Origin of the sequence: Streptococcus cristatus (assembly GCF_003943815.1) — a bacterium.
Classification (GTDB): Bacteria; Bacillota; Bacilli; order Lactobacillales; family Streptococcaceae; genus Streptococcus; species Streptococcus cristatus_F.
In genome coordinates, this window is record NZ_RJNA01000011.1 from 26,530 (window position 1) to 52,724 (window position 26,195).

Genomic DNA, 26,195 nt, shown 5'->3' on the forward strand with positions numbered 1-26,195 from the left:
CTGCAGGTCTAGCACTGAGCAAAAAGATTATCGTTCTTTGTCCCGCTACCAGAAAAACGCCCTAAGGCGCTTCTTCAAATAGAACGGAAGACATGGGATTCGAACCCACGCACGCTTTTACACGCCTACTGCGTTTCCAACACAGCCTCTTAAGCCTCTTGAGTAATCTTCCATAAAAGAGAAAGACTTGCTTTCTCAAAACTTTATCCATTATACCACATTGCAGCTCCAGCCGCTATACTTTCCGTTATATTTTTTCGAAATTTCTATTAATTCCCAAACATGTTGGTTGATGCTAGGGAGCTCAGTAGTAGCTAATCGGGATATTTCTAGTTTGTAAGGTCGAGGATCGCCTTCTTCTTTTTTCTTAGAAGAAATATTATAGTCAAGAGCAGAGGCATCCCCCATAAAGGAAACACGATCATCGTAAGTCTCAAAACTAAACTGATGAGTGATTTCCCTTAGTTGACTATGGTCGTCCCCTTCTTTTTCTAGACGATACCAGATACGCTGGTTTAAGATAGATTGGTACTCATATTCATTTGGATACAAGAAGTCAAAGTATTGTTTCCAGTCAGGATCCACCAAGGTAGCTGAACTATATTGATATTTCGAAAATTGCTCCATTACTTGAGCAATAATCGGCATGTGCCGCTCTCTATCTTTCAAATAGTAATAAAATTCTATATGACCATCTGTGATGACTACTCCGACATAGATAGCCGCAATGCGCTTCATCGCTTCTGAAAGACGATCTTCGATGAGGTTCAAATTAGAAAATTCGTCATAATCTGGAAACCCTGTTTCTGGATCAACATTCAAAATGGCAATTCTCAAACGTAGTGCATAAGTATAGGATGAATAGGGAGCGATAGAATTCAACGCTAAATTTAGACGGATACTAGCCATTCGGTCATCAATAAGGGTCGAAAAAGAGCCCCATTCATTTGGAAGATTCTCTAAATCAATAGAAACTTCCTCAATGGGTAGATGACTATCTTGACTCTTCCCTAAGATTTTTCCAAAAAAACTCATATCATCAAAAACCTCATTTATATATCCCTATGGAGCCGGTGGGAGTCGAACCCACGTCCAAACACCTGCCAACACATTTGTCTACGACCATAGGCCATGTCTTCATTTAACTTAGCTTTGACACATGGCTCAAGCCCAAGCTAAGCGAGTCTATCAATCTCTTGTAAAATCCCTAGACTTGATTTTACCGTAGCTTGCTCATAATAAGACCGGTCATCAGACACAAGCAATCTGAATCAGGTCACGCTGGCTGGTTTTTAGGCAGCTAAAGCGTAAGAATTGTTATTTTTTGCAGTTATATTTAACTGGCGTTTTACATCCGCTAGATGAGTCGCAAAATATGCCTCATAATGCCTGTCGAATCCGTAACGACCCCAAGACAATAAACTATTATACCAAAATAATGCTCTCATTGCAAAAATCAAGATAGAATTACTCAAAACATGCTTAAATTCCCTTGATACAATGCACCAAGGGAATTTGACTACATATGATCTTTCACTGCAACTGTTACCATTCTAGCCTTGGCTCTTGGCTGTCCTGCTACTGACATCTCCATCACGATAATAGCTTTCCTTGCTCCCAACTCCTCAAGCCTCGAAGTGACGATGATTTCCTGATCAATAGGCGTCGGGCTCTGGTAATCAACTTCTAAGCGGGCTGTGATAAAGCGTCCAATGACTGTATCTTGGGTCAAGTCTAAACCTTTCTCTTGATGGGCAAACCAAGCCGCTGAAGCCGTTCCATGGCAATCAAAAATCATAGCAATCATACCACCAAAGAGATTGGCCGGCACACCACCAGTATAGTGAGATTCTGGTCTTATTCTAGTGATACATTCCTTCCCATCTAAGCTAGGATAAGTCTTTAAATGTAGGCCTAGCTCATTTTTCGGGCCACAACCCCAGCAATGTTGAAATCGGTCGCCATATGTATCTTGAATCGCAATCTTTCTTGTTTCTAAAGTCATACCAGTTCCTTTCAAAAATGATTTGTAAGCGCTTTTTTGATTAGTATATCAGCCTTTGGGGCAATAGTAAATAGAAAGCAAGGCCAATATATTTTAATTGTTGCTATAATCTGATTTTATAGAGAGCACCTAAGTTTTCTACCTCTTTCTCGCATTAAAAATACTCATTTTCAGTCTTAATAGCCTTTCTAAAGCACAGAAAAACCAAGAAAGCCAAATCCGGCTTCTTGGTTTCATTTAATCTTAGAACTTCCTCTATTAGAATAGTTCCTGAATCGGTTCAAAAATAATCCGTTCAATATCAGATAAGTAGATCGAGAGCTGTTGCTGCTTGTTGAAGAAGGCTGACAAAAGCTCATTTCCTTGGATTTTATCTCCAAAACTCTGCATTTTTTCCTGAATGTCTGGAGTCGGTATTTGACCTGTTTGAGCCAGTTGCTGCAGCTCTTTCTGGAAAGCTAGGTAGTCATCAAAAATAGCTTTGGCTTCACTGTCCGCATTGATAGCCTGCTTGCTTTCTACCACAGCTTTGTACTCTGGCATTTCGCGAAGTCCTCGACTGAGTTCATTGGCTAAATCATAAATATTTGACATAGAGTTCTCCAATCTATATTAGTCTACGGACACTAGATAATCCGTATTTTCTCTTACTATTGTAGCAGATTTTTCCAAATCTTGACGATTTTTAAAGGTGATTTGTAGAATACCGTTGATATCTTCACGGTTTTCCTCGTTAATACGAATATTGACGACTGAAATTCCGCGCAGAAGCTCCAAAATACCCAAAATCGCATCTTCTTCGTCAGGTACCTCAATAAAGAGGTCATAAAAGCTATCGACACCCGCTCGCTTATGAATTTCCATCTGCTTGCGGCTTTGCCGTCCTCGGTCAAAAAATTCCCAGATAGCTGTCTCATCCTTAGTTTTAATCACTGTGGCAACCTTGTCTAACTGATCTTTAAAATCTTCCAGCCGCTCCAAAATGGCTTCGGGATTGGTCAAGAGGATAGAGGTCCACATGCCCGGCTCACTCTCCGCAATCCGCGTCATATCGCGAAAGCCACCAGCTGCAAAAGACTGGGTCAGCTCATGCTCTTGGCTATAAGTTGCCGCTTGCTCCATCAGGCTGGAGGCTAGGATATGCGGAAAATGACTGATTTGACTGGTCACTCGGTCGTGCTCGGTTGCGTCCACTTGGATAAAGCGGGCATGGAGGCCACTCAGTAAATCCTCCATTTCCTCGAGCGTACCAGGCTTGGTCAGGCTAGAAGGGGTGAAGATATAATAGGCATTTTCAAAGAGGTAGACATGGGCTGCCTTGGCTCCGGTCTTGTGACTTCCAGCCATAGGATGAGCACCGACAAAGCGGACGGGCTTATTCTGCAGATACTTTTCTGCAGCTGCCACAATCTCAGCCTTGGTTGATCCAGCATCTGAGATGATAACATTTTCCTTCAGGTTCAGCTCCGCTAAGTCCTTGATAAATGCTATGGTCTGCTTGATGGGCACAGCCAGAATAATCACATCAGCCAAGGGAGCAAAAGCTGCAAAATCATCCGTTACCCGGTCTACCATTCCACGTTCCAAGGCAACTCTGCGCGATTCCTCACTGCGATTGTAGCCAAGAATCTCTATCTCAGGATGAGCTCGCCTGATGCCCAGAGCCAAGGAAGCTCCAATCAGGCCCAGACCAGCGATATAGACCGTTTTTCTCTCCATGCCCTTCTCCTTACTTCTAAAAGTTCTTGACAAATTCCCGATGGCGGGCTACCGCATCCTTTAGTTCTTCTAAATTGTCCGAAGAAAACTTCTCTAGGACTTCGGTGGCTAAAACTGTTGCCACCACACTTTCCATGACAACACCCGCAGCTGGCAGAGCCGTAGGATCACTCCGCTCTACTGTAGCCTTATAGGGCTCGTGGGTCTCAATATCAACGCTCATCAGTGGCTTGTAAAGGGTTGGAATGGGCTTCATAACACCGCGCACCACGATTGGCTGACCATTGGTCATACCGCCCTCAAAGCCGCCTAGATTATTGGTTCTGCGAGTGAAGCCATCTTCCTCAGACCAGAGGATTTCATCCATGACTTGACTGCCCTTGAGACGACCGGCTTCAAAGCCCACACCAAACTCAACTCCCTTGAAAGCATTGATGGACAAGACTCCTTGAGCAATCTTGGCATCTAGCTTCTTGTCCCATTGGACATAGGAGCCCAGACCGACCGGCACACCGCCAACGACAGTCTCAATGACACCACCGATGGTATCCCCGTCTTTCTTAATCTGATCAATGTAGGCCTTGATCTCTTCTTCACGCTCGGGATTGACAATGGAAACCTCTGACTGGGCTGCTCTTTTCTTGATTTCTGATACAGTTAGATTGTCTGGAACATCAATATCAATGCCACCAAAGGTTACGATATGACTAGCCACCTTTACACCGATTTCTTCCAGCAAACGCTTGGCTACTGATCCGACTGCTACACGCATGGTCGTTTCGCGGGCAGAAGAACGCTCTAGGGAATTTCGCAAATCGTCAAAGCGGTATTTCATACCACCAACCAAGTCCGCATGGCCAGGGCGTGGTTTGGTAATCTTGCGCAGCCCTTTTTTCTTTTCATCCACATCTGCCACACTCATAATCTCCAGCCACTTATGATGATCCAGGTTGGTGACATTGAGGGTAATGGGACCGCCCATGGTCAAGCCATGCCGAACCCCGGACGTAATCTCGACTTGGTCGCTTTCAATCTTCATGCGGGCACCACGTCCGTACCCACCCTGACGACGCTTGAGCTCAGCATTGATATAGTCAGCGGTCAGAGGAAGACCAGCTGGCACTCCCTCAATAATAGCTGTCAGACGTGGTCCGTGGGATTCTCCTGCTGTTAAGTATCTCATACATTTCTCCTATTTCTGGGATGGAAAGAGCTGGACGGTCACTCTATTTTTATCCAAACAGTCCATTTGTCTTAAGCTCCATCTGGGACTTATTTCTTCAGAAATTCTTTCATCTCTTCCAGAGGAATCTGGTGAATACTAGCCGAACCCAGCTCAGGCACCAGTACTAGTTTGATAGAGTTGCCTCTAGCCTTCTTATCATGGGTCAGGGCCTGATAGAGTGCATTCTCATCCCAAGGCTGGTAATCTACTGGCAAGCCAAACTTCTGACACATACGGATGATGTCTTCTGTAATTCCGGCTGGCATAAGGCCTTTCTTCTCAGCGACGCGGGAAACCTGTACCATGCCAATCGCCACAGCTTCACCGTGCATGACTTTGCCATATCCTGCTGTCGCTTCAATAGCGTGCCCAATAGTATGACCGAAATTAAGATAAAGTCGGACACCATTATCCAGCTCGTCCTCGACCACAATCTTACGCTTGACATCACAGGAATGGTAGATGATGCTCTCCGCATGCTCCAAAATAGACTCTGGACTGCCATCCATTTCTGACAGCTCTTCCCAGAGTTCATTATCCTCAATCAAGCCGTACTTGACCACCTCGCCCATGCCTTCGATCAGTTCCCGCTGACCTAAAGTATGCAAGACTTCTGGGTCAATCAGAACTCCGTCAGGCTGGGTAAAGGTCCCGACCATATTCTTGGCCCAAGGGGTATTAACACCTGTCTTACCACCGATAGAGGAGTCCACTTGAGCTGTCAGACTGGTCGGAATCTGCACGAAATGAATGCCCCGCATATAGGTCGAAGCAACAAATCCTGCCAAATCACCAACAACGCCACCACCCAAGGCTACAATGCCATCACTACGGGTCAGACCAACCTTGACCAAAAACTCATAGGCTTTGTTGACAGTCTTTAAGTTCTTGCTAGCTTCGCCCTCCAAAAAGTCAAAGACAAAGGCCTCAAACCCAGCCGCTTCCAAGCTCAGCTTGACCCTTTCCGCATAGAGTCGAGCGACTCGATTGTCCGTGATGATGACCACTTTCTGAGGCTGCCAAAGCTGACTCAGCCACTTTCCAGCCTGAGATAAGGCTCCTTTTTCGATGAGAATATCATAGGGATGATGGGGGAGATTTACATTCAATTTCATAAGCGCCTCCTTGTTTTTCCTGCTCCACCATAGAGAAGCTGAGTACGAGTGACTATTTATACAGCTTTTCTAACTGCTGCCAAATTTCCTGACAAGGCATGGGTTGTCCTGTCCAAAGCTCGAAAGCTTCTGCTGCCTGATAAAGCAACATACCTAGGCCATTCACTGCCTCTACCTTCTGACTTCGAGCCCACTTTAAAAAAGGTGTTTCAAAAGGTTTATAAATCACATCCGCGACTAAAATCTGGCTAGGTAGCTGAATACTTTCAGCTAATGGCAAAGTTTTGCCATCCATACCCACACTTGTTCCATTGACCAGAAGATCTGACTGGTTGATTTTCTCCTGCAAAGTAGCCGAGTCTTCTAAGTTCAACACCTGAATCCTACTCTTAGTCTGGCAGCTGATAACTGCCATCTTGCTGACAGTCTTATTATGGGAAGACTGCCGAGTAAAGACAAAGATTTCTTCTGCCTGATCCAAAGCTGCTTGAGCGATAATAGCTGTCGCCGCTCCGCCGGCACCTAAAATGGTCATTTTTTTGCCCTGAATAGCAAAAGACGGCAAGCTCTTAAAAAATCCCTTGCCATCCATATTATATCCTATCAATGTACCATTTTTATTCACCACTGTATTCACAGCCCCGATAAGACGGGCACTGGGAGCCAATTCATCAAGATATTGGATGACTTCCTGCTTGTAGGGCATTGACAAATTTATCCCAAACATATTATACCTTTGGATATTAGCAACAGTCGCTTCTAAATCCTCTGCTTCAATTTCCAAAGCAAGGTAGACACCGTTGACAGCAGTCTTCTCAAAGGCTGTATTATGAATAAATGGTGAAATGCTGTGCTTAATCGGCTTAGCAACCACTGCAGCTAGACGAGTATGGCCATCAATTTTCATTTAAAATCTCCCGAACAACCTTCATGTTTGCGAGGGAAACCTGGCCTGGTGCACTCGGCTGTTCAACACTGGCAAAAGACCAGCTCGAACCTGTCAAATCTGCAGCTAAGCGAGAAATCTTTCCGACTTTCCCCATAGAAATCGTCACATACTCTTGCTCAGGATTCAAAATCTTAAATCCACGAGTGTAGTTCATCAGATCCAAGACATCCTGCTCATTATGCGCCATGACAGAAACTTTGACCACTTTTGGTGCCAAACTCGTCAATTCTGACAAAATTTCCATCATATTTTCAGGCGTTTCCTCAAAATTATGATAACTGAGAACTAAATTTGGAAACTCGAGCATTTCTTCAAATTTATCTTTATGCGAATAGTATTCAAAATCAACATAGTCTGGCGAATAAAAATTTGCTACTTCTTTGATAAGAGCAACATATTCATCATCTGACAGATCAATTTCGCCACCTTCTCCGCGACTTCGCAGCGTGAAAAGCAATTCACGTCCAGCAAATTTCTCGAAAATAGCAGGAGCAACGTTCAGAATGCTCTCTTTAGGCAAAAAGTCCGCGCGCCATTCGATAATGTCAGCATCATCATAACGACTCACATCGATAGCTTTAGCTTCTTCTAAATTTCTGGGCATGATTGAAACGACTAATTTCATTTGTCCACCTTAATGGTAAATACCTTGAGGTAGTTACTATTCTCATCTTTCTTATTGTATACAAAGTCTGCTGGTAGGCCATATTCCGCCAGATAGCGGTGAGGAACTCCTGCAAATCCTTTTTCAATTTCTTTTTTAAACTTACTTTTAGAGACATTAGCTGCATTGGTCGAGAGAATCAATGTTCCTTTTGGACTCAGAATTTCCAAAGCCTGAGCCACCAAACGATGGTAATCTTTCGCAGCAGAGAAGGTCTGCTTTTTATTGCGAGCAAAGCTCGGCGGATCTAGGACAATCACATCATACTTCAACTCGTGACGCTTGGCGTATTTGAAGTAATCAAAGACATCCATAACCACGAAACGATGGGGCTCTAAATCCAAACCATTGGCTTCAAAATGCGCCTGGGAAAGCTCGCGACTACGCTTGGCCAAATCCACCGAAGTTGTTTGACTGGCACCGCCCATGGCAGCTGCCACTGAGAAAGCCGCTGTATAAGAAAACATATTGAGCAGGCTTTTTCCGCTAGCTAAGCCATCAACCAGACTTCCCCGCACCTCGTGCTGATCCAGAAAAATCCCAGTCATCAGGCCATCATTCATGAAGACTTGATAGCGCACGCCATTCTCCAAAACCGTAAAATAGGCTGGCGCTTCTGCTCCGTAGAGATGGGCAGACTCATAGTCTAAGCCCTTGAAGCGAATCTTCTCGTAAGCTCCAGCGACCTCAGGAAAGACCTGCTGGAATGCAGCCACTATCTGGTCCTTGATTGAAAAAACAAAGGAATTGTACCAAGAGAAAACGGCATATTTCTCGTAGATATCAACCGTAAAACCGCCAAAACCATCACCTTCTTGGTTAAAGAGGCGATAGGCTGTCGTATCCTCCGCATGACGGTAATAGAAACGCTTGTCTTTAGCTTTTTCAAACAAATGCTGAAAGAAAGCTGAGTTCAGCTCTACCTTAGCATAGGAAATCAGCCAGCCAAGTCCCTTATTTTGCAAGGAGAGATAAGCCGTTCCCAAGAACTTCCCCTGCTGACTATGCAATTCCACACATTGATCGGTGAGCGAAAGAGTTGGAAAATCATTCTTATCTAGAACTAAAATTCCTTTTCTCAACTTTTCCTCTGTCTGTTTATTAACAGTAAGTTTCTTCATAAGCATTATTATACCAAATATTGTGAAAATTCTCAAAGCATATTTATTATTTTCACATAATACTTGTTTTATATAGAAGAAATTTCCAACATTTGCTATCATAAAAGTCCACCCTATCAGTCGGATTTTCGATCAAGAATTTTCCTATTTCCACTTTCTATTAAAATTAACAGAAGAAGATATACTCTTTATTGTTTTACAAATAAAATAAACTAAGCACTAATTCACCTCAATTTTTCCTCAACTTGAAAAATTGTGATATACTTAGAAGAAGAGAATTTTTAGGAAATAAGACAAGGAAGTACCTTTCTGTGAAAAAAACAACCAAGAATTTACTCAATTTTATGAGTACAAGGCTCGGTTTCGTCTTGAGCTTGCTCACGATTTATTGGTTAAAAACCATGTGGGCTTATACTGTTGATTTTAATTTAGATATTCAAGGAGCCTATCAGATTTTTCTGGCTCTGATTAACCCTTTCCCCATCGGCCTTTTGCTGATTGGACTCGCTCTTTATATCAAACCGACCAAGCTTTTTTATTGTGTCAGCACGGCTATCTACATCTTGCTTTTTGTCTGGTTGGTCTCAAACTCCATCTACTATCGTGAGTTTACCGACTTTGTGACAGTCAATACTATGTTGGCCTCCAGCAAGGTGTCTGCAGGTCTCGGAGCAGCAGCCATGGAGCTCTTCCGCCCTTGGGATGCCATCTATATCATAGACTTCCCAATTCTAGGCTGGCTTTTTTATAAAAAGTATATTCGCTTGGACCATCGTACTTTTAATATCCGCGCCAGCTTTGCCGTGACATCCCTGTCAGCTATGCTCTTTTCAGCCAATCTTTTCCTAGCAGAAATTGATCGTCCAGAGCTCCTGACACGCGGATTTTCAAATTACTATGTCGTTCGTGCGCTCGGACTCCCTGCCTTCCTCGGCTACAGTGCTAATCAAACTTATAGCGCTAATAAAGAGCGTTCCAAAGCCTCTGCCAAGGATCTGGAGCCCGTTGAACAATATATCCAAGCTCACTATGCCGAGCCAAACTCTGAATACTACGGCATTGCCAAGGGACGCAATGTATTCTATATCCACTTGGAGAGCTTCCAGCAGTTTCTGATTGACTATAAACTGCAGATGGATGGCAAGGAATACGAAGTTACGCCATTCCTCAACTCGCTTTACCACTCCAACTCTACTTTGGCCTTTTCAAATATCTTTAACCAGGTCAAGGCTGGAAAGACTTCCGACGCAGAAACTATGATTGAAACAGGGCTCTTTGGTCTCAACCAAGGCTCCTTCATGGTCAACTACGGCGGTACCAATACCCAGCAGGCAGCACCTTTTATCCTGTCAAAAAATGGAGATTACACATCTGCTGTTTTCCATGGAAATACAGGTAGCTTCTGGAACCGTAACACTGCCTATAAGCAATGGGGCTATAACTATTTCTTCGATGCGTCTTACTTTACCAAGCAAGATGAGACCAACTCCTTCCAGTATGGCTTGAACGATAAGATTATGTTCAAAGATTCCATCAAGTATCTGGAACATTTGCAGCAGCCTTTCTATGCCAAATACATCACCGTCTCCAATCACTATCCTTATACAACCAGTCTGATTGGCGATGAGATTGGTTTCCCACTGGCAGATACCAAAGACGAAACCATCAATGGCTACTTTGCAACAGCAAACTACCTCGACTCAGCTGTCAAAGCCTTCTTTGACTACCTCAAAGAAGCTGGACTGTATGAAAATTCAATTATCGTCCTTTACGGCGACCACTATGGAATTTCTAACTCCCGTAATCCTGCTCTGGCACCTTTAATCAATAAAAATTCTGAGACTTGGTCTAGTTATGACAATGCCATGTTGCAGAGAGTACCATACATGGTCGTGATACCTGGGATGGAAAAAGGAAAAATCATCGATACCTTTGGCGGGCAAATCGATATGCTGCCAACCTTGGAGCATTTATTGGGGATTGACTCAAAAAATTACCTTCAAGTCGGACAAGACCTCCTCTCACCTCAGCACCAGCAAATCGTCACTTTCCGCTCAACCAATAACTTTGTAACACCAAAATACACAAGTTATAGCGGCCGTATCTACAACACACAAACTGGAGAGGAAATCACACTGCCAGACGAGTCAACAACGGCTGAACTAGAAGCTATCCGAACAGCAGCCAATACACAACTGAAGATGAGCGACGCTATTCAGACAGGAGACTTATTCCGCTTTTACACAGGTAATGACCTAGGAAAAGTCAATCCTGATGACTACAACTACATCAACTCTTTCAAGGCTCTCAAAGCCATCGAAAAAGAAAAAGGCAATCAATCGGCCAGCCTTTATTCAAAACGTGGCGGTGTGTCCTCTGTGGATCTCTTTAATTCACCAAGTTATCGAGCACTTCACCCCGAACAATTTCACTCTAGCACTAACAGCGAAGAAGGAACTAGTGGAGAGTCCTCCAGCTCTTCTAGCTCCTCAAGTTCAAGTGCCAGTCCCTAATCTATGAATGATGCTACTCAACTCTTCCTAAAGCATTGAAAAATGTTTTGGGGAGAGTTTTTCTTGTGCACTTAATTTGACAATTCAAGGCACAAAAAAGATTGAAGAGGTGAGCCACAAAGCCTGTCTTCAATCTAGATTATCCTGCTCCTAAATGCTCTCACTGCCAAGGAAAAATGGCTAAATATGACTTCCAAAAAGAATCGAAAATTCCCTATCTAGAGTGTGTGGGATGCAAAACGCTGATTCGGTTAAAGAAACGCCGTTTCCGCTGTAAAGTCTGTCGGAAAATGGCTATCGCTGAGACTTCCTTAGTCAAGAAAAATCACCAAATCGCAACCATCGTCAAGCAAAAAATCGCTCAAAAACTAATTGAGAAAGTCCCTATGACAGCTATCGCTGAAAGCTTAGCTGTCTCCACGTCCACAGTCATTCGCAAACTGAAAGAATTCAAGTTCAAGACTGACCTCAACTACCTTCCAGAACACATGTCTTGGGATGAATACAGCTTCAAGAAGGGCAAAATGAGCTTCATTGCACAGGATTTCGATTCAAGAAGGATTATAGCTATCTTAGATGGACGGACACAAGTGACCATTCGCAATCACTTCCTACGCTATTCCAGACAGGTGAGAAGTCGCGTCAAGGTCATTACTATGGACATGTTTAGCCCTTACTACGATATTGCCAGAAAACTATTTCCTTCTGCTAAAATCGTCTTCGACCGCTTTCACATTGTACAACATCTTAGCCGGGCTATGAAACGTCTTCGCATCCAAATCATGAATCAGTTGGATAGAAAATCACACGAATACAAGGCACTCAAACGCTACTGGAAACTCAGCCAACAAGATAGTCGAAAACTCAGCCATAAACGCTTTTATCGCCCAACTTTTCGCATGCATTTGACCAACAAAGAGATTCTCAAAAGGCTTCTCTCTTACTCTCAAGAACTCAGAGAGCACTATGAAATCTACCAACTCTTACTTTTTCATTTTCAAGAGAAACAGGCTGATCATTTCTTTGGTCTTATTGAAGAAACCATTTCTTGTGTAAATCCTATCTTTCAGACTGTTTTTAAAACCTTTTTGAAAGAGAAGGACAAGATCATGAACGCACTGGAACTGCCCTACTCAAACGCAAAACTAGAAGCTACTAATAATCACATCAAAGTCATCAAGCGAAATGCTTTTGGATTTCGGAACTTTGACAACTTTAAATCTAGAATCCTCATCGCTTTGAATATCAAAAAGAAGAGAACAAATCTTGTCCTCTCCAGGGTATGACTTTTTGGTAACCCACTATAGTTGACAAAGAGCCGTTTTTTATTATCTTTATTCAATTTTATTTAATCACTTCAAAAACGGAAGCGGTCAGATTTTCAACATAGAAGGGTCTCTTATGGCGGCTATTGCCGGCCAATAAACGTAGGTGATCCGCATTCTCAAGGTAATATGGCAGGCCACTTGCGTTAAAAATGATTTCATAATGTTTTTCATCTTTAATCTCAAAAATGACGATACCACTGCCAGCAAAGGCTTCTCTTACAAAGACATGTTTGTAAATCTCTTCATAGGTTTGATAAGAAAATTCCTTCTGACTTGTCTTTAGGTGAATGATTTGCTTAATATAATCAATACTCTCCTGATGTTGACTGATCAATTCCCAATTCACTTGGTTGACAGCATCGGGAGCATTGTAGCTATTCATGGCTCTATCACGGTCACTTGGTAGGACTTGGCCCTCTTCGCCTGTGCCTACTAGTTTCGTGCGGGAAAATTCTTGTCCCAATTCCATAAATGCCATTCCCTGCATGAGCAAGTTCATAGCTGTTGCCAGCTCAATTCTTTTGGTCCGAATGACCTCATCATCATCTGGGTGTAAGTCAACCAGCAAGTCATGCAGATTGAAATTATCATGCGCCTCCACATAATTAAGAACCTGAGTTGGTGTCAAATAGGAGCCTAATTCACTGCTGCCCAGAATGGCTTTGGCTATGATATCCTCAGTCGCTTGTCCGCTCACATAACCTGCTTTTAGACCACCGTAGACTTCAGCACCTTTCACTGCATCACGCTGGGTATCATTGAAGAAACCAATTCGTGGCAGTTGATAAGCATTGTCTTTCTTAGCCTTGTCCTCCGGCATCAGGCCTGTTCCCATATCCCAACCTTCACCATAAAGCAAAATCCGTGGATCAATTTTATCCATTTCTTCTCGGATGATATTCATAGTGGTGACATCATGGATTCCCATCAAATCAAAACGGAAGCCATCCACATTGAATTCTTCTACCCAGTAACGAAGTGAATCAATCATGAATTTGCGGAACATTTCATGCTCACTGGCCGTCTCGCTGCCGACACCTGTACCATTCTGGAATGAACCGTTGGGATTCATTCGGTAGTAATAATCGGGAACCGTTGACTGAAAGGCGGAGTCGAAGGTAGAATAAATATGATTATAAACCACATCCAAGGTCACAGAAATCCCTGCATCGTGGTAAGCCTGAATCATGGTTTTCAAATCTCGGATGGCCTGACCCGGATCATCTGGATTAGAAGAAAAACTGGTTTCTGGTGCATTATAGTTCTGTGGATCATAGCCCCAGTTATAAGTAACTTGGCCATTTTGGTCATAGTCCTTGTGTCGTTCAGAAACCGGCTGGAGCTGCACCACATTGATACCTAGATTGCGAATGTAATCAAAAGTAGTCTGATCTCCCTGACTATTTCTAGTGCCGCTTTGACAAGCCCCCAAAAAAGTCCCTCGCAAATGTTCTGCGACACCAGAAGTAGGCGATTTGCTAATATCTCGGATATGCATCTCATAGATGACCGCCTGATTTGGATTATCTAAACGCCAGGTTGCCTCCTTGCCTTGACATACCTTAAAACCAGCAACAGTCTTGTCCTGTTCGGCAACAATAGCTGAGCGCTTGCCATCTGGACTGGTAGCAATTGTATAAGGATCGCGCGTCAAAAAATGCTGGTTTTCAAAATGAACATGATACTGGTAGGCCTTACCAGCTAAATCTTCTGGCACTTCTACTGACCAAACTCCGATTGTATTTTTAGCATGATCGTGCGAGTAAATCTCTCCCTTTTCCATAGGGAATTCTTTATAAACAGCTGCTTGATTATCGGAAGTTTCATAGACTAGCAATTCAACTTTTTTGGCTGTCGGAGCCCAAACTTTAAACTCATTTACTTGCCCCTGCAGACGATGCCCAAGCCAGCCTTGATAGCCCCAGCATTCGTCAAAATAATCCGACCGCATGGCCACATCGAAATTATGGGGACGTCGCCGCGAATATTGGTGGCTCGTCGTCGCCGCTTGCAAGGAATAACAGACCTGATGATCTCCTTCAATCAACCAAACCTCTGTGGGCAAATGAACTGGCAATAAATCAATGTGGTAGTCGCAAGATTGGCTGGACCAGTCTGAACGCTTGACAATCACATGAGCCTGACTAAGAGGCTCCCAACTTTTAAAAGATAGTTCTCCCTGAATACCAAAATAATCTAGTTTAGAAAAAGGTGCTTCTTTTCCCCACTGATCTGTCTGCCATTGCCACAAATCATAAGAAAAGTAATCTCCCTTAGGATTGTGGTAATGGACAATGACCTTATAGTCTAGCATTTTCATTTATCTCTTCATTCTAATTTTTCTAAGGAAAGAGCGCTCTCATCGATTTCATCTATATTGGCGAAAAACTCCAGATGATTGTGCAAAACTTCCAATTCTACTGGTGTATCTCCTCCGTACTCACCGTCCAGATTCAACATAAAGGGTGCTTTTTTATCCAATACTTCTAGCTTCAATTTGCTGGTTTTCAGATATTCAACATTAGCATCCGTCACATGTTGGCCACCATTAATTGCCTGTATGATGAGACTAAGCATATCAAACAACTTGGCCGTTTTTACAAGAATCAAGGTGAAATTTCCATCGTCCAGTTTGGTATCTGGCGCTAGTTTTTCAAAGCCTCCGATAGAATTGGTCAAGGCTGCAAAGACAAGCGAAATCTTGCCCTCAAAAACACCATGGTCATGCTCAATTCGTACCTTACGGGATTTGGAGCGCGGCAGCATTTTGGCTCCTTCGGCTACATAAGCCAGATAGCCTAGACGGGTCTTGACTTCACTAGGGACACTGTAAGTCAACTCTGTCAGCGTGCCTGCCGCCGCAATGTTGATAAAGTATTTGCTGCCATAAGCCCGACCGATATCCATCTGAATCGTCTGGTTTTTCTCGATAATCCGAGCTGCCGCTACTGGATCTCCCATCGGAATTTTCAGAGCACGCGCATAATCATTGGTTGTACCAGTTGGGATGAAAGCCAGCTTAGGGCGCACATCTAGACCCGCAACTCCATTCACTACTTCATTGATAGTCCCATCTCCACCAGCTGCTATAACTAAATCAAAACCTGCTCTTGCTGCTCTTTCAGCTTCTCGCTGAGCAGAGAAAGGCTCTGGAGTCGTCTGATAGGCACTGGTCTCATAGCCAACATCTTCCAAGACATCCAAGACTTCGGCAATATTTTTTTTGATAATTTCCTGCCCAGAAGTTGGGTTATAAATTAATCTTGCTTTTTTTATTTTATTTTCCATACTCAGCCTCATAAGCTATCTAGCCAGTCCTCGTCTCGAATCTCGATCCCAAGTTCTTGAGCTTTGGTTAATTTGCTGCCTGCATCGCTACCTGCCACCACCAAATCTGTCTTTTTAGACACACTTCCAGCGACATTTGCACCCAAGCTCAGCAATTTTTCTTTAGCTTGATTCCGTGTTAATTTTTGTAATTTTCCGGTCAATACGACTGTTTTGCCAGCGAGAGCGGCATCGGCTGCCACTTTCTCCCCTAGATAGTCTAGGTTGACGCCAGCTTCTTGTAATTCTTGCAGCAGAAGCTGACTACCTTCTTGCTCAAAGTAAGAATGTAGACTCTGAGCGATAACTGTCCCTAGGCTGTCAATGGAAGATATTTCCTCTTGACTGGCCTGTGACAACTTGATCATATCGTGGAATTTCTCCATCAAAATCCGACTAGCCTTGCTTCCCACGTGACGGATTCCCAGACCAAAGAGCAATTTCTCTGCTGAGTTTTCCTTGGAAGCTTGAATGGCAGTATACAATTTATTCGCTGATTTTTCCTTAAAGCCGTCCAAGGTCAGCAAATCTTCTACAGAAAGTCGATAAATTCCAGCCACATCCTTGACCAAGGCCTTATCAAAGACCTTTTCGACCACTGCTGGACCAAGGCCCGTAATATTCATGGCATCTCGGCTGGCAAAGTGGATCAAGCCTTCCTTGATTTGGGCTGAACAGAGCGGATTGATACAGCGCAGAGCCACTTCGTCCTCGAAATGCACCAACTCACTCTCACAGCTCGGACAGTGACTTGGTATTTCCAGATGCTCCTCTGAGACACGCTTGGACTCCACCACGCGCAAGACAGCAGGAATAATATCCCCCGCCTTATAGACGATAACGGTGTCTTTCTGACGAATATCCTTCTCTGCAATATAGTCCACATTGTGCAAAGTCGCTCGGCTGACAGTCGTTCCCGCTAGCTGCACTGGCGTCAGATTAGCTGTAGGGGTCACAACTCCTGTCCGGCCGACTGTCCAGTCAACAGACAGAAGCTGGGCTTCCTTTTCCTCAGCAGGAAACTTATAGGCGATGGCCCACTTAGGTGCCTTGACAGTAAAGCCAAGCTCCTCTTGCACCGCCAAGTCATTGACCTTGATGACAATACCATCAATTTCATAAGGCAGACTGTCCCGCTCTTTGGCAATCTTTTCGATAAATTCCCAAACAGCATCAATCGAATCCGCTAGAAAATGAATAGGATTGACTGAAAAGTCCAAATCTGCCAGCTTGTTTAAGACTTCTTCTTGGCTGCTAGCCTCAGTCGGACTGGCTTCTTGGTAGAGGAAGGTTGCTAGATTACGCTTGGCCACAACTGCTGTATCCAACTGGCGTAAGGTTCCTGCTGCCGCATTTCGAGGATTGGCAAACTCAGGCTCACCGTTCTCCTGCCGCAGCTGATTGACCGCATCAAAGGAAGCCTTGGGCATGTAGCACTCTCCGCGAACCGTAATGTCTAGCGGTTCTTTCAAGGTCAGGGGAATATCCTTGACTCGCTTGAGGTTTTCAGTGATATTTTCACCAACAGAGCCATCTCCCCGAGTCGCTCCTGCTACCAAAATTCCCTTTTCATAGGTCAGGGAAATAGAGAGCCCATCAATCTTGAGCTCACAAATATAGGAAACCTGAGGAAATTCCTTGCGAATCCGCTGGTCAAAAGCCATTAATTCTTCACGTGAAAAAGCATCCTGCAAACTAAAGAGAGGATACTGGTGTGGATATTTTTCAAATCCTTCTAAAATCTTCCCACCCACCCGATGCGTCGGGCTATCAGGTAGGATATCAGTTGGGTACTTTTCTTCTAACTCCACTAACTCGCGATAGAGTCTGTCATACTCGCTGTCCGATACACTTGGCCTGTCTGCCGTATAGTATTCATGGGCGTATCGATTGAGCAATTTGACTAATTCTGACATTCTTTCTTTCATACTTCTATTTTATCACAAATACACAAAATCTTCCTCTATTTGTCCCGAATTCTCACTAAAAAAGAGGACAGAAAAAGAGCGGGAATTCCGCTCTCTGCTATCCTATTTTGTCAAATCAATCCTTTTAGCAATCTGGTTAATAATGATAGCTCCAACTATCAAGGAAGCAAATTCTCCAATAGCAGTTGTAAACCAAGTCAGGAAGAATGGCAAGCCTTGCAAGAGATGTAACTCTGCAGCGATTGTCACCATCGAAATAGAGAAGAAAATAGCAAAATAGAAATGATCCAAACGAAGCAAATCTTTGATCAGGTATTGATTCTTATAACGACTGAAAAGATAGACACCTAGTGATAGGAAGACTAAAGTTGACCAACCGCCGACAAAGACGTCAATGATTCCAAAGCTATAGAGATTGGCAATCATACAGCCGATGGTCACTCCCATGATGTATTTACGATTATAAAAGGCCATAAAGTTCATCATTTCAGAAATTCTGAACTGGTAAGCACCATAGCTGATAGCATTTAAAGGGGGCGTAATCGTAAGGGCTACATAAATAGCAGCAACAATGGCAATCTGAATCAAATCACGGACTGATAAGTTTTCTTGTTTCATGTTTTCTCCTTTAGCGCATGAGCGCGTGTAATATGCTTGGCGAAAGAAGCTAAGCGCCAAGGGTTGCGTCAGACGGGAAAATTATCTCCTCAAAATCGACAACTTCACTAGTATAGCATAAATCCTAGAAATGTGATAGACTATGCTTATGAAAACTTTGATTAAAAAATTCTTTGACAATGAGGTTCTATCCTATCTTTTCTTTGGTGTGGCAACCACTCTTGTCTCCGTTGTCAGTCGGATGCTCTGCTATGAATTGACAGGAAACGAATTACTGGCTACGATAATCGGTGATATTTTAGGTATTCTCTTTGCCTTTGTGACCAACGATACCATCGTTTTCAAGCAGAAAAGAAAAGGCTGGCCACTACGATTGGTCAAATTTTTCACAGCCCGACTGGCAACTATGGCCTTGAATTTGCTGCTAACCTTTATCTTTGTCACTAGCTTCCCGCAGATTATTGGTCAATTCGTCCACAACGATATTAAGATGGTCAACACCATTGAAACTCTGATAGCTCAAGTGCTGATTATCGTTCTCAACTATGTCTTCAGCAAAATTTTTGTCTTTAAAAACAAGGCAAAATAAAAATAGCTCGGCTTATTTCTCCTATAAAAACAAATCTGGACCAGATAATTCTGATCCAGATTTGTTTTTATTTTTAGACTTCCAAACTGGGATTTTCAGCTGTCAAGTGGGTAATATCACCCTTGACACCAAAATAGTCCTCAATCAGAGTCTGGAGTTCAGTCATAGCTGCTTGAGCACGCGCCGCCTGCTCTTCGTTGATGGCCTCGATAACCAAAATGGCATACTTGGTATCTTCCGTCAGCATGGTCCGCTGCGCTTCTCGCCAGTTAAGGCAACGGCAGACCGCTCCCTCTTCATCATAGTAGATGATTTCTTCTGCCAAAGCTGGTGCATCAGTCTCAGCTCCCAGTGGAAAGAATGCTTCGCCACCCTTAGCCTTACCCAAATAAAGACCACCGATAATCTTGTCCAAATCCTCTCCGCCACATGGAACCGCATAAGAGAGGGAAACACTATTATAAATATCTACTAAGGGATTGATGGGGTTGAATTCCCGTCCTTGACTGACCCGCTTGAGTAGGGCTTCGATAGAGGAACGCGCTCCTTTTTTGGTCTTAAATTGGCTGAAAGCCTGCCGCCACTCCTGAATAACATCATTCTGAGTGAAATTCTCATCTGGAATAAAGTCTGCTGCTCGCTTTGCGCCCTTATCCAGCAGGGATTTGAAATATGGGTCCTTACTTTCATCAACTCTATTATCCAGCCCCTTGACCACTAAGACACTAATCTGCGCTTCTGGAAACAAAGCCCAAAATTCATTTTCAACTGTAATTTTCATGTTCTACCTCAATAATTTCTTTTCTGACCTTTTTTGACCAGCTCCCAATCCTTTGTAATATTCTCTCGGACGCGAACCAGCAACTTTTCTAACTCTTTTCGCTCAGTTTCTGAAAATTTTTCCAACGCCACCTGTTCCGAATATTCGTTTTCCGCTAAGATAAGAGGATAGAGGGCCGCCCCCTTTTCGGTGACAAACCATTCCTTGTTCTTGCGGTTATTGGCAGCTGGCCGCTGTTCCAGTAAGCCTTTGCTTTCAAGCTTCTTGACTGAACGAGCTACCGTTGAGCGATCCACCTTGAGCAAGTCTGACAGCTCCTCCTGGATAATCCCAGGATTCTCCGCAATCCGCACCAGATAGAGATACTGCCCCCGCGCCAAATCTATGTCACGAAACTCAATATTAGCAATGGAATCCAAAGCCCGAGCAATTATTCCAATCTCACGTAAAATTGACATACCTCCTCCTTCTGAAGATAGTATAACAGATTTTTGTTGCAAATGCAATAAAAATCTTTAGAAATACTTATATTAGAAAAATTCTATATCGAACTAAACCTCGGCACAGAACTATTTCTGCCTTTCCCTTATCTTCACCATCAAAAAAGGGGCTAGGAAAAAGTCTTTGCCTCATTTTTTGTTAGAAATAGATACTGGGAAGGTTAGCTGATTACTTGTTAAGCAATCTCTTGATATGTTTTGATAAAGGTCAGTACAATCACTAGCTAGATTCTCTCGAGTATAATCTTCACCTTTAAAATCCATTAGTGCAACCTTATTAGTCACATCATATAATACTACAATATCAAATCAGCTTGAGAAGAGCATAGAAAAACCACCTGAAGTCAAATCAGGTGGAAATTCTCAGATAGATATTTATTTACTAATGCCTCGTTGCTTCTTCACATGTTCCTTATACATTTTTGACTTTTTCCCGTACCATTCTTCGATGGTATATCCATACTCTTCACGGTATTTCTCTTGGTTTTTATTGACTGCATTCAAGTTCTCTAGAGTTACTACATTGGACTTGAAAAATGATACCAAAAATAGTCCTAGTAAAATAGGTGCAATAGGTAATAAAGCAAGCAAGAGATACGCTAGGAAATGATTAAGCCCGTGAGTAAAGAGATTGATTCCATACATCAACAACCATAAGAATAAAATCACATTCAAAAAATTTTTATAATATTCTGAGGAGAATTAATCCTTGCTAGCGCGTTGCTTTGTAACAAGGATATAGATAAGGTAAATCAGTGATAAGACAAACCCAATCCAGTAAACGATACGAACTGCTACTAGAGGGATTAAATACAAGATGGCTACAAACCAACTATAATATGTAATTACGAGCAAAAACAATTGAAAAATCTGAGTCATTAAGTATGCTTTAATGCGATTTCTTCTAGAAATAATATAAAAACAAGTAAAATGACCGCAACAAAGCAAGAATAGGAAACCAAAGAAACTATCTGGGGGTATGAGGACTTTTTCTACTGATGTCAGCTGTGTAACCATTGATGTCAATGGTACAGCTGGGTCATGCCCAGCTTCACTAGCCATTCGAAATAAACTTATCGGTAAAGACGTCCCAATCATAACCATAAGAGAATATAGAGATAGTCCAAAAATCGCCTTTACTAAGTTTAATCTTCGGGTTGTCTCAAGTGCATCATTAATATCTTTTTGTATCATATCCATTTATTTTCTCCTATTTGGTTCAGGTTCCATTGTAAAAGGAGGTACCATCACCATCAAAATCGAGTGGGTAAACCAGCATTGACTAAACTTCCTGATCCAACGACTCCTTGTATCTTTTCGACTCTTTCCCATACCACTCTTCGATGGAGTAGTCAGATAACTGGCGGTAATCTTCCAAATATTTTTTGAGATAGTAGCCTTGAAAATTGTTCACACTTAAAACATACAGAAAGTAAAGGAAGGGGACAAATATTATTGGATTAATGGCTACAAAAATTGAACGAAAGGTACCATTTTGCTGAATAAGATCCGAGTTTGGGAAAAAGATACGGAAAATAACTATTAGGAATAGGATAAGCCCTCCGTACCTTTTTGCAAATACAACAAAACGGTCGAGAAAATCTGCTCCTCTATTTGAGTAAGTAGACTCTTGATACAAAATTTCGAGCGTATTCTTCTGAAAATTTTGAAATAGTCTAATAAAGTACAAAATAAAAGCAACCGTATATAATGCGCCAGATAAAATCATTCCTATTATCGCTCCTGCTCCAGCTATACCTATTACTAGACATTGCAAAAGAAGAAGAAAAGTCATAAAACCAACCCATTTATTAAAGTAATAATAGGATAGGATTGACTGATTTTTTATTTTGGTTAGATCAATTAAATAGCCAGCAAACCCTACAAATCCCAATCCAAATAAAGCACCATTTATGAGGCTTACTTTCATAAATAAAAACTGCAAATTTTGAGAATCAACCCAAATACTAAAAAGAAAGATTAGAAATAGGATAAATTGTATTGTAACAAATCCTAAAAGCTTTCCCTCATAACCTTTTTCATTGAAATCCTCAAATGAAGTTTTGATATACTGATCTGTCACTAAATTCATACTTTCCTCTAACGAGGCATTAAAAATTGTTTGTTTCATATTTCACCTATTAGACATCTGTATCCTTATCTGCTTGTCCTTCGTCATCAAATCTCAGAATAAGCTCACCACTACGACTTTCAAAGTGCGATACGAAACGACTTTGGATGCTTGCGTTGAGGACAGCCCCGACGATAAGCACCTTGGCAATCAGGATAAACCAAAACATGATAATCACAACCACCACTGAGCCGACCAAACGCACATCTAAAAAGCGATCTAGGTAAGCTTCAATATAAACAGTAAAAAGGTTCATGAGGCTATAAATGATAGCAAGAACCAAGGTCGCACCTGGTAGGACATAGCGGATTTTGGGAATCTTCACATTGGGTAACGAAAAATAAAGCAGAATCAGCGAGAGAAAGAGCATCAGATAAATCGTAGGCTCTGTCATAGTCAGCAACTGCTGGTAGAGGCCACGGTCAAACTGCCAGAAATTATAAAGAATCTCAATCAGCATTCGCCCGAATAGGGTCAAAACGAGCGACAAGCCTAGTAGGACTTGCAAGCCTAGACTCATGATAAAAGCAAAGATACGCTCCCAGATAAGACCCCGCCCTTGCTTCGTTCCATAGCATTTATTAAAAGCCTTTTGCAAAAAAGTCATGCTCTGGGAAAAAGTCCACAGGGCAGACAGGATAGAAATACTCAGCAAACCTGTCGAAGGCTTGGTCAGCACATCACGGACAACCCTGGCGATCGTCAGATACAATGACTCTGGCAGTAAGTCTTTCAGCGCAACCAAGAGCTCATCTGGCTGGATTTGAAAATAGGGCAGAATATTCGCCGCAATCAATAACAAGGGAAAAATCGAAATCAGAAAATAGTAGGCCACAGCAATGCTGGTAATATCTGCCTCCGATGCCTGATAAAAATGGAAAAAAGCTCTGAGAAATTCATTTTCTCTTATCTTTTTGATGAATCCTGTCACATCTCTCTCCTATTCAAAAAGACTGGGACAAGCCCAGCCCTCTATACTTAATAAGTCCCTTCTTCGCCCTGGCTGGTTAGAATCACAGGACCATCTTTGGTAATGACAAATTGATGCTCATATTGGCAAGAAAGACCGCCATCTAGGGTTTTATGCGCCCAACCGGTCTCAAAGTCTGTGTCAATTTCCCAAGTACCTGTATTGATCATGGGCTCGACAGTCAGAACCATTCCCTCCCGCAGGCGCAAACCGCGTCCTGCACGGCCGTAATGCGGCACCATTGGCTCCTCATGCATGGTTGGGCCAACCCCGTGACCAACCAAATCACGAACTACTCCGTATCCATGACTTTCAGCGTATTCTTGAATGGCTGCACCAATGTCTCCGATACGATTGCCAACTTGTGCAGCTGCAATTCCCCGGTAGAGACATTCCTTAGTCACATCCATGAGTTGCTGCGCTTCTGGACTAATCTGTCCAACAGCATAAGCCCAGCAAGAGTCTGCGACACCACCACGGAAGCTTTCTGTATATTGCTTCATCTGCTCTACGTTGTTAAAGTCCAGCTTAGATACATCCAGCTCAGCCTTGTCGACTAAGCCAACAACCATGTCCACACAGATGATATCACCTTCTACCAATTTTTGATGGCGAGGAAAGGCATGGGCTACCTCGTCATTAAGAGAACAACAAGTCGCATAAGGATAATCCATGATACTGCCCTCTACGCCAATCTGAAGAGGCAAGGCATTAGCTTCTTTACAGCGCTTGCGGACATATTCTTCGATGTCCCACATATCAATACCTGGCTTGATCAAATCTCTCAAGCCGATATGAACAGAAGCTAGGAAATCTCCGCTCTTGTCCATTAAATCAATCTCACGTTGTGATTTTATAGTAATCATTATTAACCTCTTTACTAAGTAATTTTTACAGTAATCGTTGCTTTGGCAACGATGAGCGAATCTAAGTAGATATCATAGTCAATCACTGCTGTCCGCCGCGTCTGATGAATAATGCGAGGACGAATCTGCAGGACATCATCAATCTGAACCGCTTGAAAGAAATGAATCATCATCTGATCGACGATTAAGCTCTGACTATTCGTCGTCATCAACTGCTGCGTAATCCGAGTGATAATTTCCGTCAAGACGCCATTAGCCAAGACTCTATTTTGCTCCAGCATGAAAGGCTCGACAGTGAAAGAAAAAATATCCTCTTGGCGATGAAGCTTCTGGCCCACCTGCTCACTGAAGGTCGGTAGACTGGAAATCTGTGAACGGCTCATTTTTTCCATAATATCCCGACGTGTAATCACTCCAAGTAGAGTCTGATTGCCACGCACTACCGGAATCATCTCAAAATCCTCTGCAATCATGCGCTGACTGATATTGGCAATATTCGCCGACAGTCCAGTCATGAAGATCTTTCTGGTCATCACCTTGTCCAAGGTGGTCAAAGGAGACTTATCTCCCGCATCCCGCATGGTCACGACACCAACCAGCATTTGATGCTGATTAACGACTGGAAAACGACTAGTGCGATTACGACGAACCAAGTCCAGATAGTCACGAACGGTATCTGTGTCATGCAAGAAACCATATTCGTGACTAGCTCTATAAACCTGTTCTACCGTCAAAATATCAGTTTTAATCTGGATATTGGATAGGGCACGGTTAATCATGGTCGCCACGGTATAGGTATCGTGCTTGGTTCTTAGGACGGGAATTTCAATACGATTGGCCAGTTTTAAAACCTCTGGATCAACTTCAAATCCTCCCGTTACTAGCACGGCATTCTCATTTTCAAGAGCCAAAATCTGAATCTGCGTCCGATCCCCGACAATAAGAAGACCGCCTTCGTTTAAGTAGCGTAGAATATTTTGCTCGGTCATAGCTCCGATGGAGAACTTGTTAAATTCTTTTTCCAGTCCTTTTTCACCGGCAAGAACCTCTGAACCAGTAATATCCGCAATTTCCTTGTAGGTCAGATGTTCTAAGACGACTTTTTTTGACTTCACGCGGATAGTCCCACTTCTGGGTCTGGTTTCGACAATTCCTCTATTTTCAGCTTCCTTGATCGCTCGGTAGGCAGTTCCGTCGCTGACCCCCAAGTAATTTGAAATACTCCGAACACTGACTCGCTTGCCAATTGGAAGATTTTCAAGATAAGCCAAAATTTCCTGGTGTTTACTCATTGAAATCTCCTTTTTCGTAGCGATATTCGGTGTAATCTCTCATCTTTCTCGTATAGCGGTCGCTCCCCTTAAACTGACGGAAGAGCTTAAAACCAGCTTTCAGTGCAACTTTCTGACTAGCAATATTCTCTTCATGCGTAATGATAGTCAGACGCTTAAAATCGAATTTCGTAAAGGAAAGAAAAACCAATTCACAGACAACTTCGGTCATCAAGCCCTGTCCCCAGTAGTCTTTCCTCAAAAAATATCCTAGTTCAGCTTCTTTTTTTATTTCGTCCATTTTTTCAAATTTAATGGAACCAATCATTTCATTCGTTTCCTTATCACAAATTGCCCAGATTCCCAAGGGATTTTTCATAAAATAATTGGCGATAACATATTCACTTTCTTGCAAGCTACTTTCAGTCGGAAAAATAAACTCGGTATTATCCGGATTGGAAGCAATTTTATAAAGGGATTCTGCATCTCCAAAAAGAATCGGGCGTAAAAATGAATGCTCCGTTTCAATAAAAGAAAAAGCTGCTAACTGTGTCCACAAATTCATAGGCTTCCCC

At 42.7% G+C, this 26,195-nt stretch carries 23 protein-coding genes, 1 tRNA gene, 1 other RNA gene, 1 pseudogene and 1 riboswitch; of the genes and pseudogenes, 3 read left to right on the forward strand and 23 right to left on the reverse strand.

Going from position 1 to position 26,195, the window contains the following annotated elements:
* Positions 1 to 84: 84 nt before the first annotated feature.
* The 11 genes from D8872_RS07960 to D8872_RS08010 all read right to left on the reverse strand — a co-directional run bounded on the left by D8872_RS07960 (position 85) and on the right by D8872_RS08010 (position 8,798).
* A tRNA-Ser gene (locus tag D8872_RS07960) sits at positions 85 to 172 on the reverse strand.
* Positions 173 to 210: 38 nt separating this feature from the next.
* Positions 211 to 1,035, reverse strand: coding sequence for a DUF695 domain-containing protein (locus tag D8872_RS07965; protein WP_125390551.1), 825 nt, complete (start codon positions 1,033 to 1,035; stop codon positions 211 to 213).
* A gap of 27 nt (positions 1,036 to 1,062) precedes the next feature.
* Positions 1,063 to 1,411, reverse strand: a transfer-messenger RNA (tmRNA) gene (gene ssrA, locus D8872_RS07970).
* A 108-nt stretch (positions 1,412 to 1,519) separates the two neighbouring features.
* On the reverse strand, positions 1,520 to 2,005 hold the full coding sequence (locus tag D8872_RS07975) for a thioesterase family protein (protein WP_125390552.1): 486 nt from the start codon (positions 2,003 to 2,005) through the stop codon (positions 1,520 to 1,522).
* Between the two features lie 258 nt (positions 2,006 to 2,263).
* Positions 2,264 to 2,599 (reverse strand): YlbF/YmcA family competence regulator, encoded by a 336-nt coding sequence (locus D8872_RS07980; protein WP_125390553.1) that lies wholly within the window; start codon positions 2,597 to 2,599, stop codon positions 2,264 to 2,266.
* A gap of 18 nt (positions 2,600 to 2,617) precedes the next feature.
* Positions 2,618 to 3,724: a prephenate dehydrogenase gene (locus D8872_RS07985; RefSeq protein ID WP_125390554.1), complete on the reverse strand. Its 1,107-nt coding sequence runs from the start codon at positions 3,722 to 3,724 to the stop codon at positions 2,618 to 2,620.
* Positions 3,725 to 3,740: 16 nt separating this feature from the next.
* The gene (gene aroC / locus D8872_RS07990; RefSeq protein WP_125390555.1) at positions 3,741 to 4,907 is read right to left on the reverse strand and encodes a chorismate synthase; all 1,167 of its coding nucleotides are present in this window, start codon (positions 4,905 to 4,907) and stop codon (positions 3,741 to 3,743) included.
* Between the two features lie 89 nt (positions 4,908 to 4,996).
* Positions 4,997 to 6,064, reverse strand: a complete 1,068-nt coding sequence (gene aroB, locus D8872_RS07995) for a 3-dehydroquinate synthase (protein WP_125390556.1) — start codon at positions 6,062 to 6,064, stop codon at positions 4,997 to 4,999.
* A gap of 52 nt (positions 6,065 to 6,116) precedes the next feature.
* Positions 6,117 to 6,971, reverse strand: coding sequence for a shikimate dehydrogenase (locus tag D8872_RS08000; RefSeq protein ID WP_125390557.1), 855 nt, complete (start codon positions 6,969 to 6,971; stop codon positions 6,117 to 6,119).
* A complete protein-coding gene (gene aroD, locus D8872_RS08005) occupies positions 6,961 to 7,638 on the reverse strand; it encodes a type I 3-dehydroquinate dehydratase (protein ID WP_125390558.1) in 678 nt (225 codons plus the stop codon). Before aroD ends, D8872_RS08000 begins: the two co-directional genes overlap by 11 nt.
* A complete protein-coding gene (locus D8872_RS08010) occupies positions 7,635 to 8,798 on the reverse strand; it encodes a class I SAM-dependent rRNA methyltransferase (RefSeq protein WP_125390559.1) in 1,164 nt (387 codons plus the stop codon). Before D8872_RS08010 ends, aroD begins: the two co-directional genes overlap by 4 nt.
* Before the next feature lie 311 nt (positions 8,799 to 9,109).
* On the opposite strand from D8872_RS08010, the gene D8872_RS08015 reads away from it, so the two are divergent.
* Complete coding sequence (locus D8872_RS08015; RefSeq protein WP_125390560.1) at positions 9,110 to 11,311, forward strand: LTA synthase family protein; 2,202 nt, start codon at positions 9,110 to 9,112, stop codon at positions 11,309 to 11,311.
* 134 nt (positions 11,312 to 11,445) lie between these two features.
* Positions 11,446 to 12,597, forward strand: a pseudogene (locus tag D8872_RS08020) (ISL3 family transposase); the annotation flags it as partial.
* Positions 12,598 to 12,655: 58 nt separating this feature from the next.
* Here D8872_RS08020 and pulA read toward each other — a convergent pair.
* The 4 genes from pulA to D8872_RS08040 all read right to left on the reverse strand — a co-directional run bounded on the left by pulA (position 12,656) and on the right by D8872_RS08040 (position 18,512).
* Positions 12,656 to 14,953: a type I pullulanase gene (pulA, locus tag D8872_RS08025; protein WP_125390572.1), complete on the reverse strand. Its 2,298-nt coding sequence runs from the start codon at positions 14,951 to 14,953 to the stop codon at positions 12,656 to 12,658.
* Positions 14,954 to 14,967: 14 nt separating this feature from the next.
* Positions 14,968 to 15,927, reverse strand: a complete 960-nt coding sequence (locus tag D8872_RS08030; protein WP_045499540.1) for a diacylglycerol kinase family lipid kinase — start codon at positions 15,925 to 15,927, stop codon at positions 14,968 to 14,970.
* 8 nt (positions 15,928 to 15,935) lie between these two features.
* Entirely contained in the window at positions 15,936 to 17,894 is a 1,959-nt protein-coding gene (gene ligA, locus D8872_RS08035; RefSeq protein ID WP_125390561.1) for an NAD-dependent DNA ligase LigA, read from the reverse strand.
* A gap of 102 nt (positions 17,895 to 17,996) precedes the next feature.
* Entirely contained in the window at positions 17,997 to 18,512 is a 516-nt protein-coding gene (locus D8872_RS08040) for a QueT transporter family protein (RefSeq protein ID WP_125390562.1), read from the reverse strand.
* Positions 18,510 to 18,632, reverse strand: a riboswitch (PreQ1 riboswitch). It overlaps the preceding gene by 3 nt.
* Before the next feature lie 28 nt (positions 18,633 to 18,660).
* Between D8872_RS08040 and D8872_RS08045 the strand changes: the two genes are divergently transcribed.
* A complete protein-coding gene (locus tag D8872_RS08045) occupies positions 18,661 to 19,101 on the forward strand; it encodes a GtrA family protein (RefSeq protein ID WP_125390563.1) in 441 nt (146 codons plus the stop codon).
* A 73-nt stretch (positions 19,102 to 19,174) separates the two neighbouring features.
* On the opposite strand, the gene D8872_RS08050 is transcribed toward D8872_RS08045, so the two are convergent.
* From D8872_RS08050 to D8872_RS08085, 8 genes are all read right to left on the reverse strand, one after another.
* Positions 19,175 to 19,882, reverse strand: a complete 708-nt coding sequence (locus D8872_RS08050; protein ID WP_125390564.1) for a B3/B4 domain-containing protein — start codon at positions 19,880 to 19,882, stop codon at positions 19,175 to 19,177.
* Positions 19,883 to 19,890: 8 nt separating this feature from the next.
* Complete coding sequence (locus tag D8872_RS08055; RefSeq protein ID WP_045499527.1) at positions 19,891 to 20,340, reverse strand: MarR family winged helix-turn-helix transcriptional regulator; 450 nt, start codon at positions 20,338 to 20,340, stop codon at positions 19,891 to 19,893.
* A gap of 744 nt (positions 20,341 to 21,084) precedes the next feature.
* A complete protein-coding gene (locus tag D8872_RS11200; RefSeq protein WP_376739491.1) occupies positions 21,085 to 21,582 on the reverse strand; it encodes a hypothetical protein in 498 nt (165 codons plus the stop codon).
* 82 nt (positions 21,583 to 21,664) lie between these two features.
* Complete coding sequence (locus tag D8872_RS08065; RefSeq protein ID WP_125390565.1) at positions 21,665 to 22,513, reverse strand: hypothetical protein; 849 nt, start codon at positions 22,511 to 22,513, stop codon at positions 21,665 to 21,667.
* 10 nt (positions 22,514 to 22,523) lie between these two features.
* The gene (locus D8872_RS08070) at positions 22,524 to 23,444 is read right to left on the reverse strand and encodes a YihY/virulence factor BrkB family protein (protein ID WP_125390566.1); all 921 of its coding nucleotides are present in this window, start codon (positions 23,442 to 23,444) and stop codon (positions 22,524 to 22,526) included.
* Positions 23,445 to 23,491: 47 nt separating this feature from the next.
* Complete coding sequence (locus D8872_RS08075) at positions 23,492 to 24,349, reverse strand: methionyl aminopeptidase (protein ID WP_045499515.1); 858 nt, start codon at positions 24,347 to 24,349, stop codon at positions 23,492 to 23,494.
* 14 nt (positions 24,350 to 24,363) lie between these two features.
* Positions 24,364 to 25,641: a CBS-HotDog domain-containing transcription factor SpxR gene (gene spxR, locus D8872_RS08080; protein WP_045499512.1), complete on the reverse strand. Its 1,278-nt coding sequence runs from the start codon at positions 25,639 to 25,641 to the stop codon at positions 24,364 to 24,366.
* Entirely contained in the window at positions 25,634 to 26,185 is a 552-nt protein-coding gene (locus D8872_RS08085) for a GNAT family N-acetyltransferase (RefSeq protein WP_125390567.1), read from the reverse strand. Before D8872_RS08085 ends, spxR begins: the two co-directional genes overlap by 8 nt.
* Between the last annotated feature and the right edge of the window lie 10 nt (positions 26,186 to 26,195).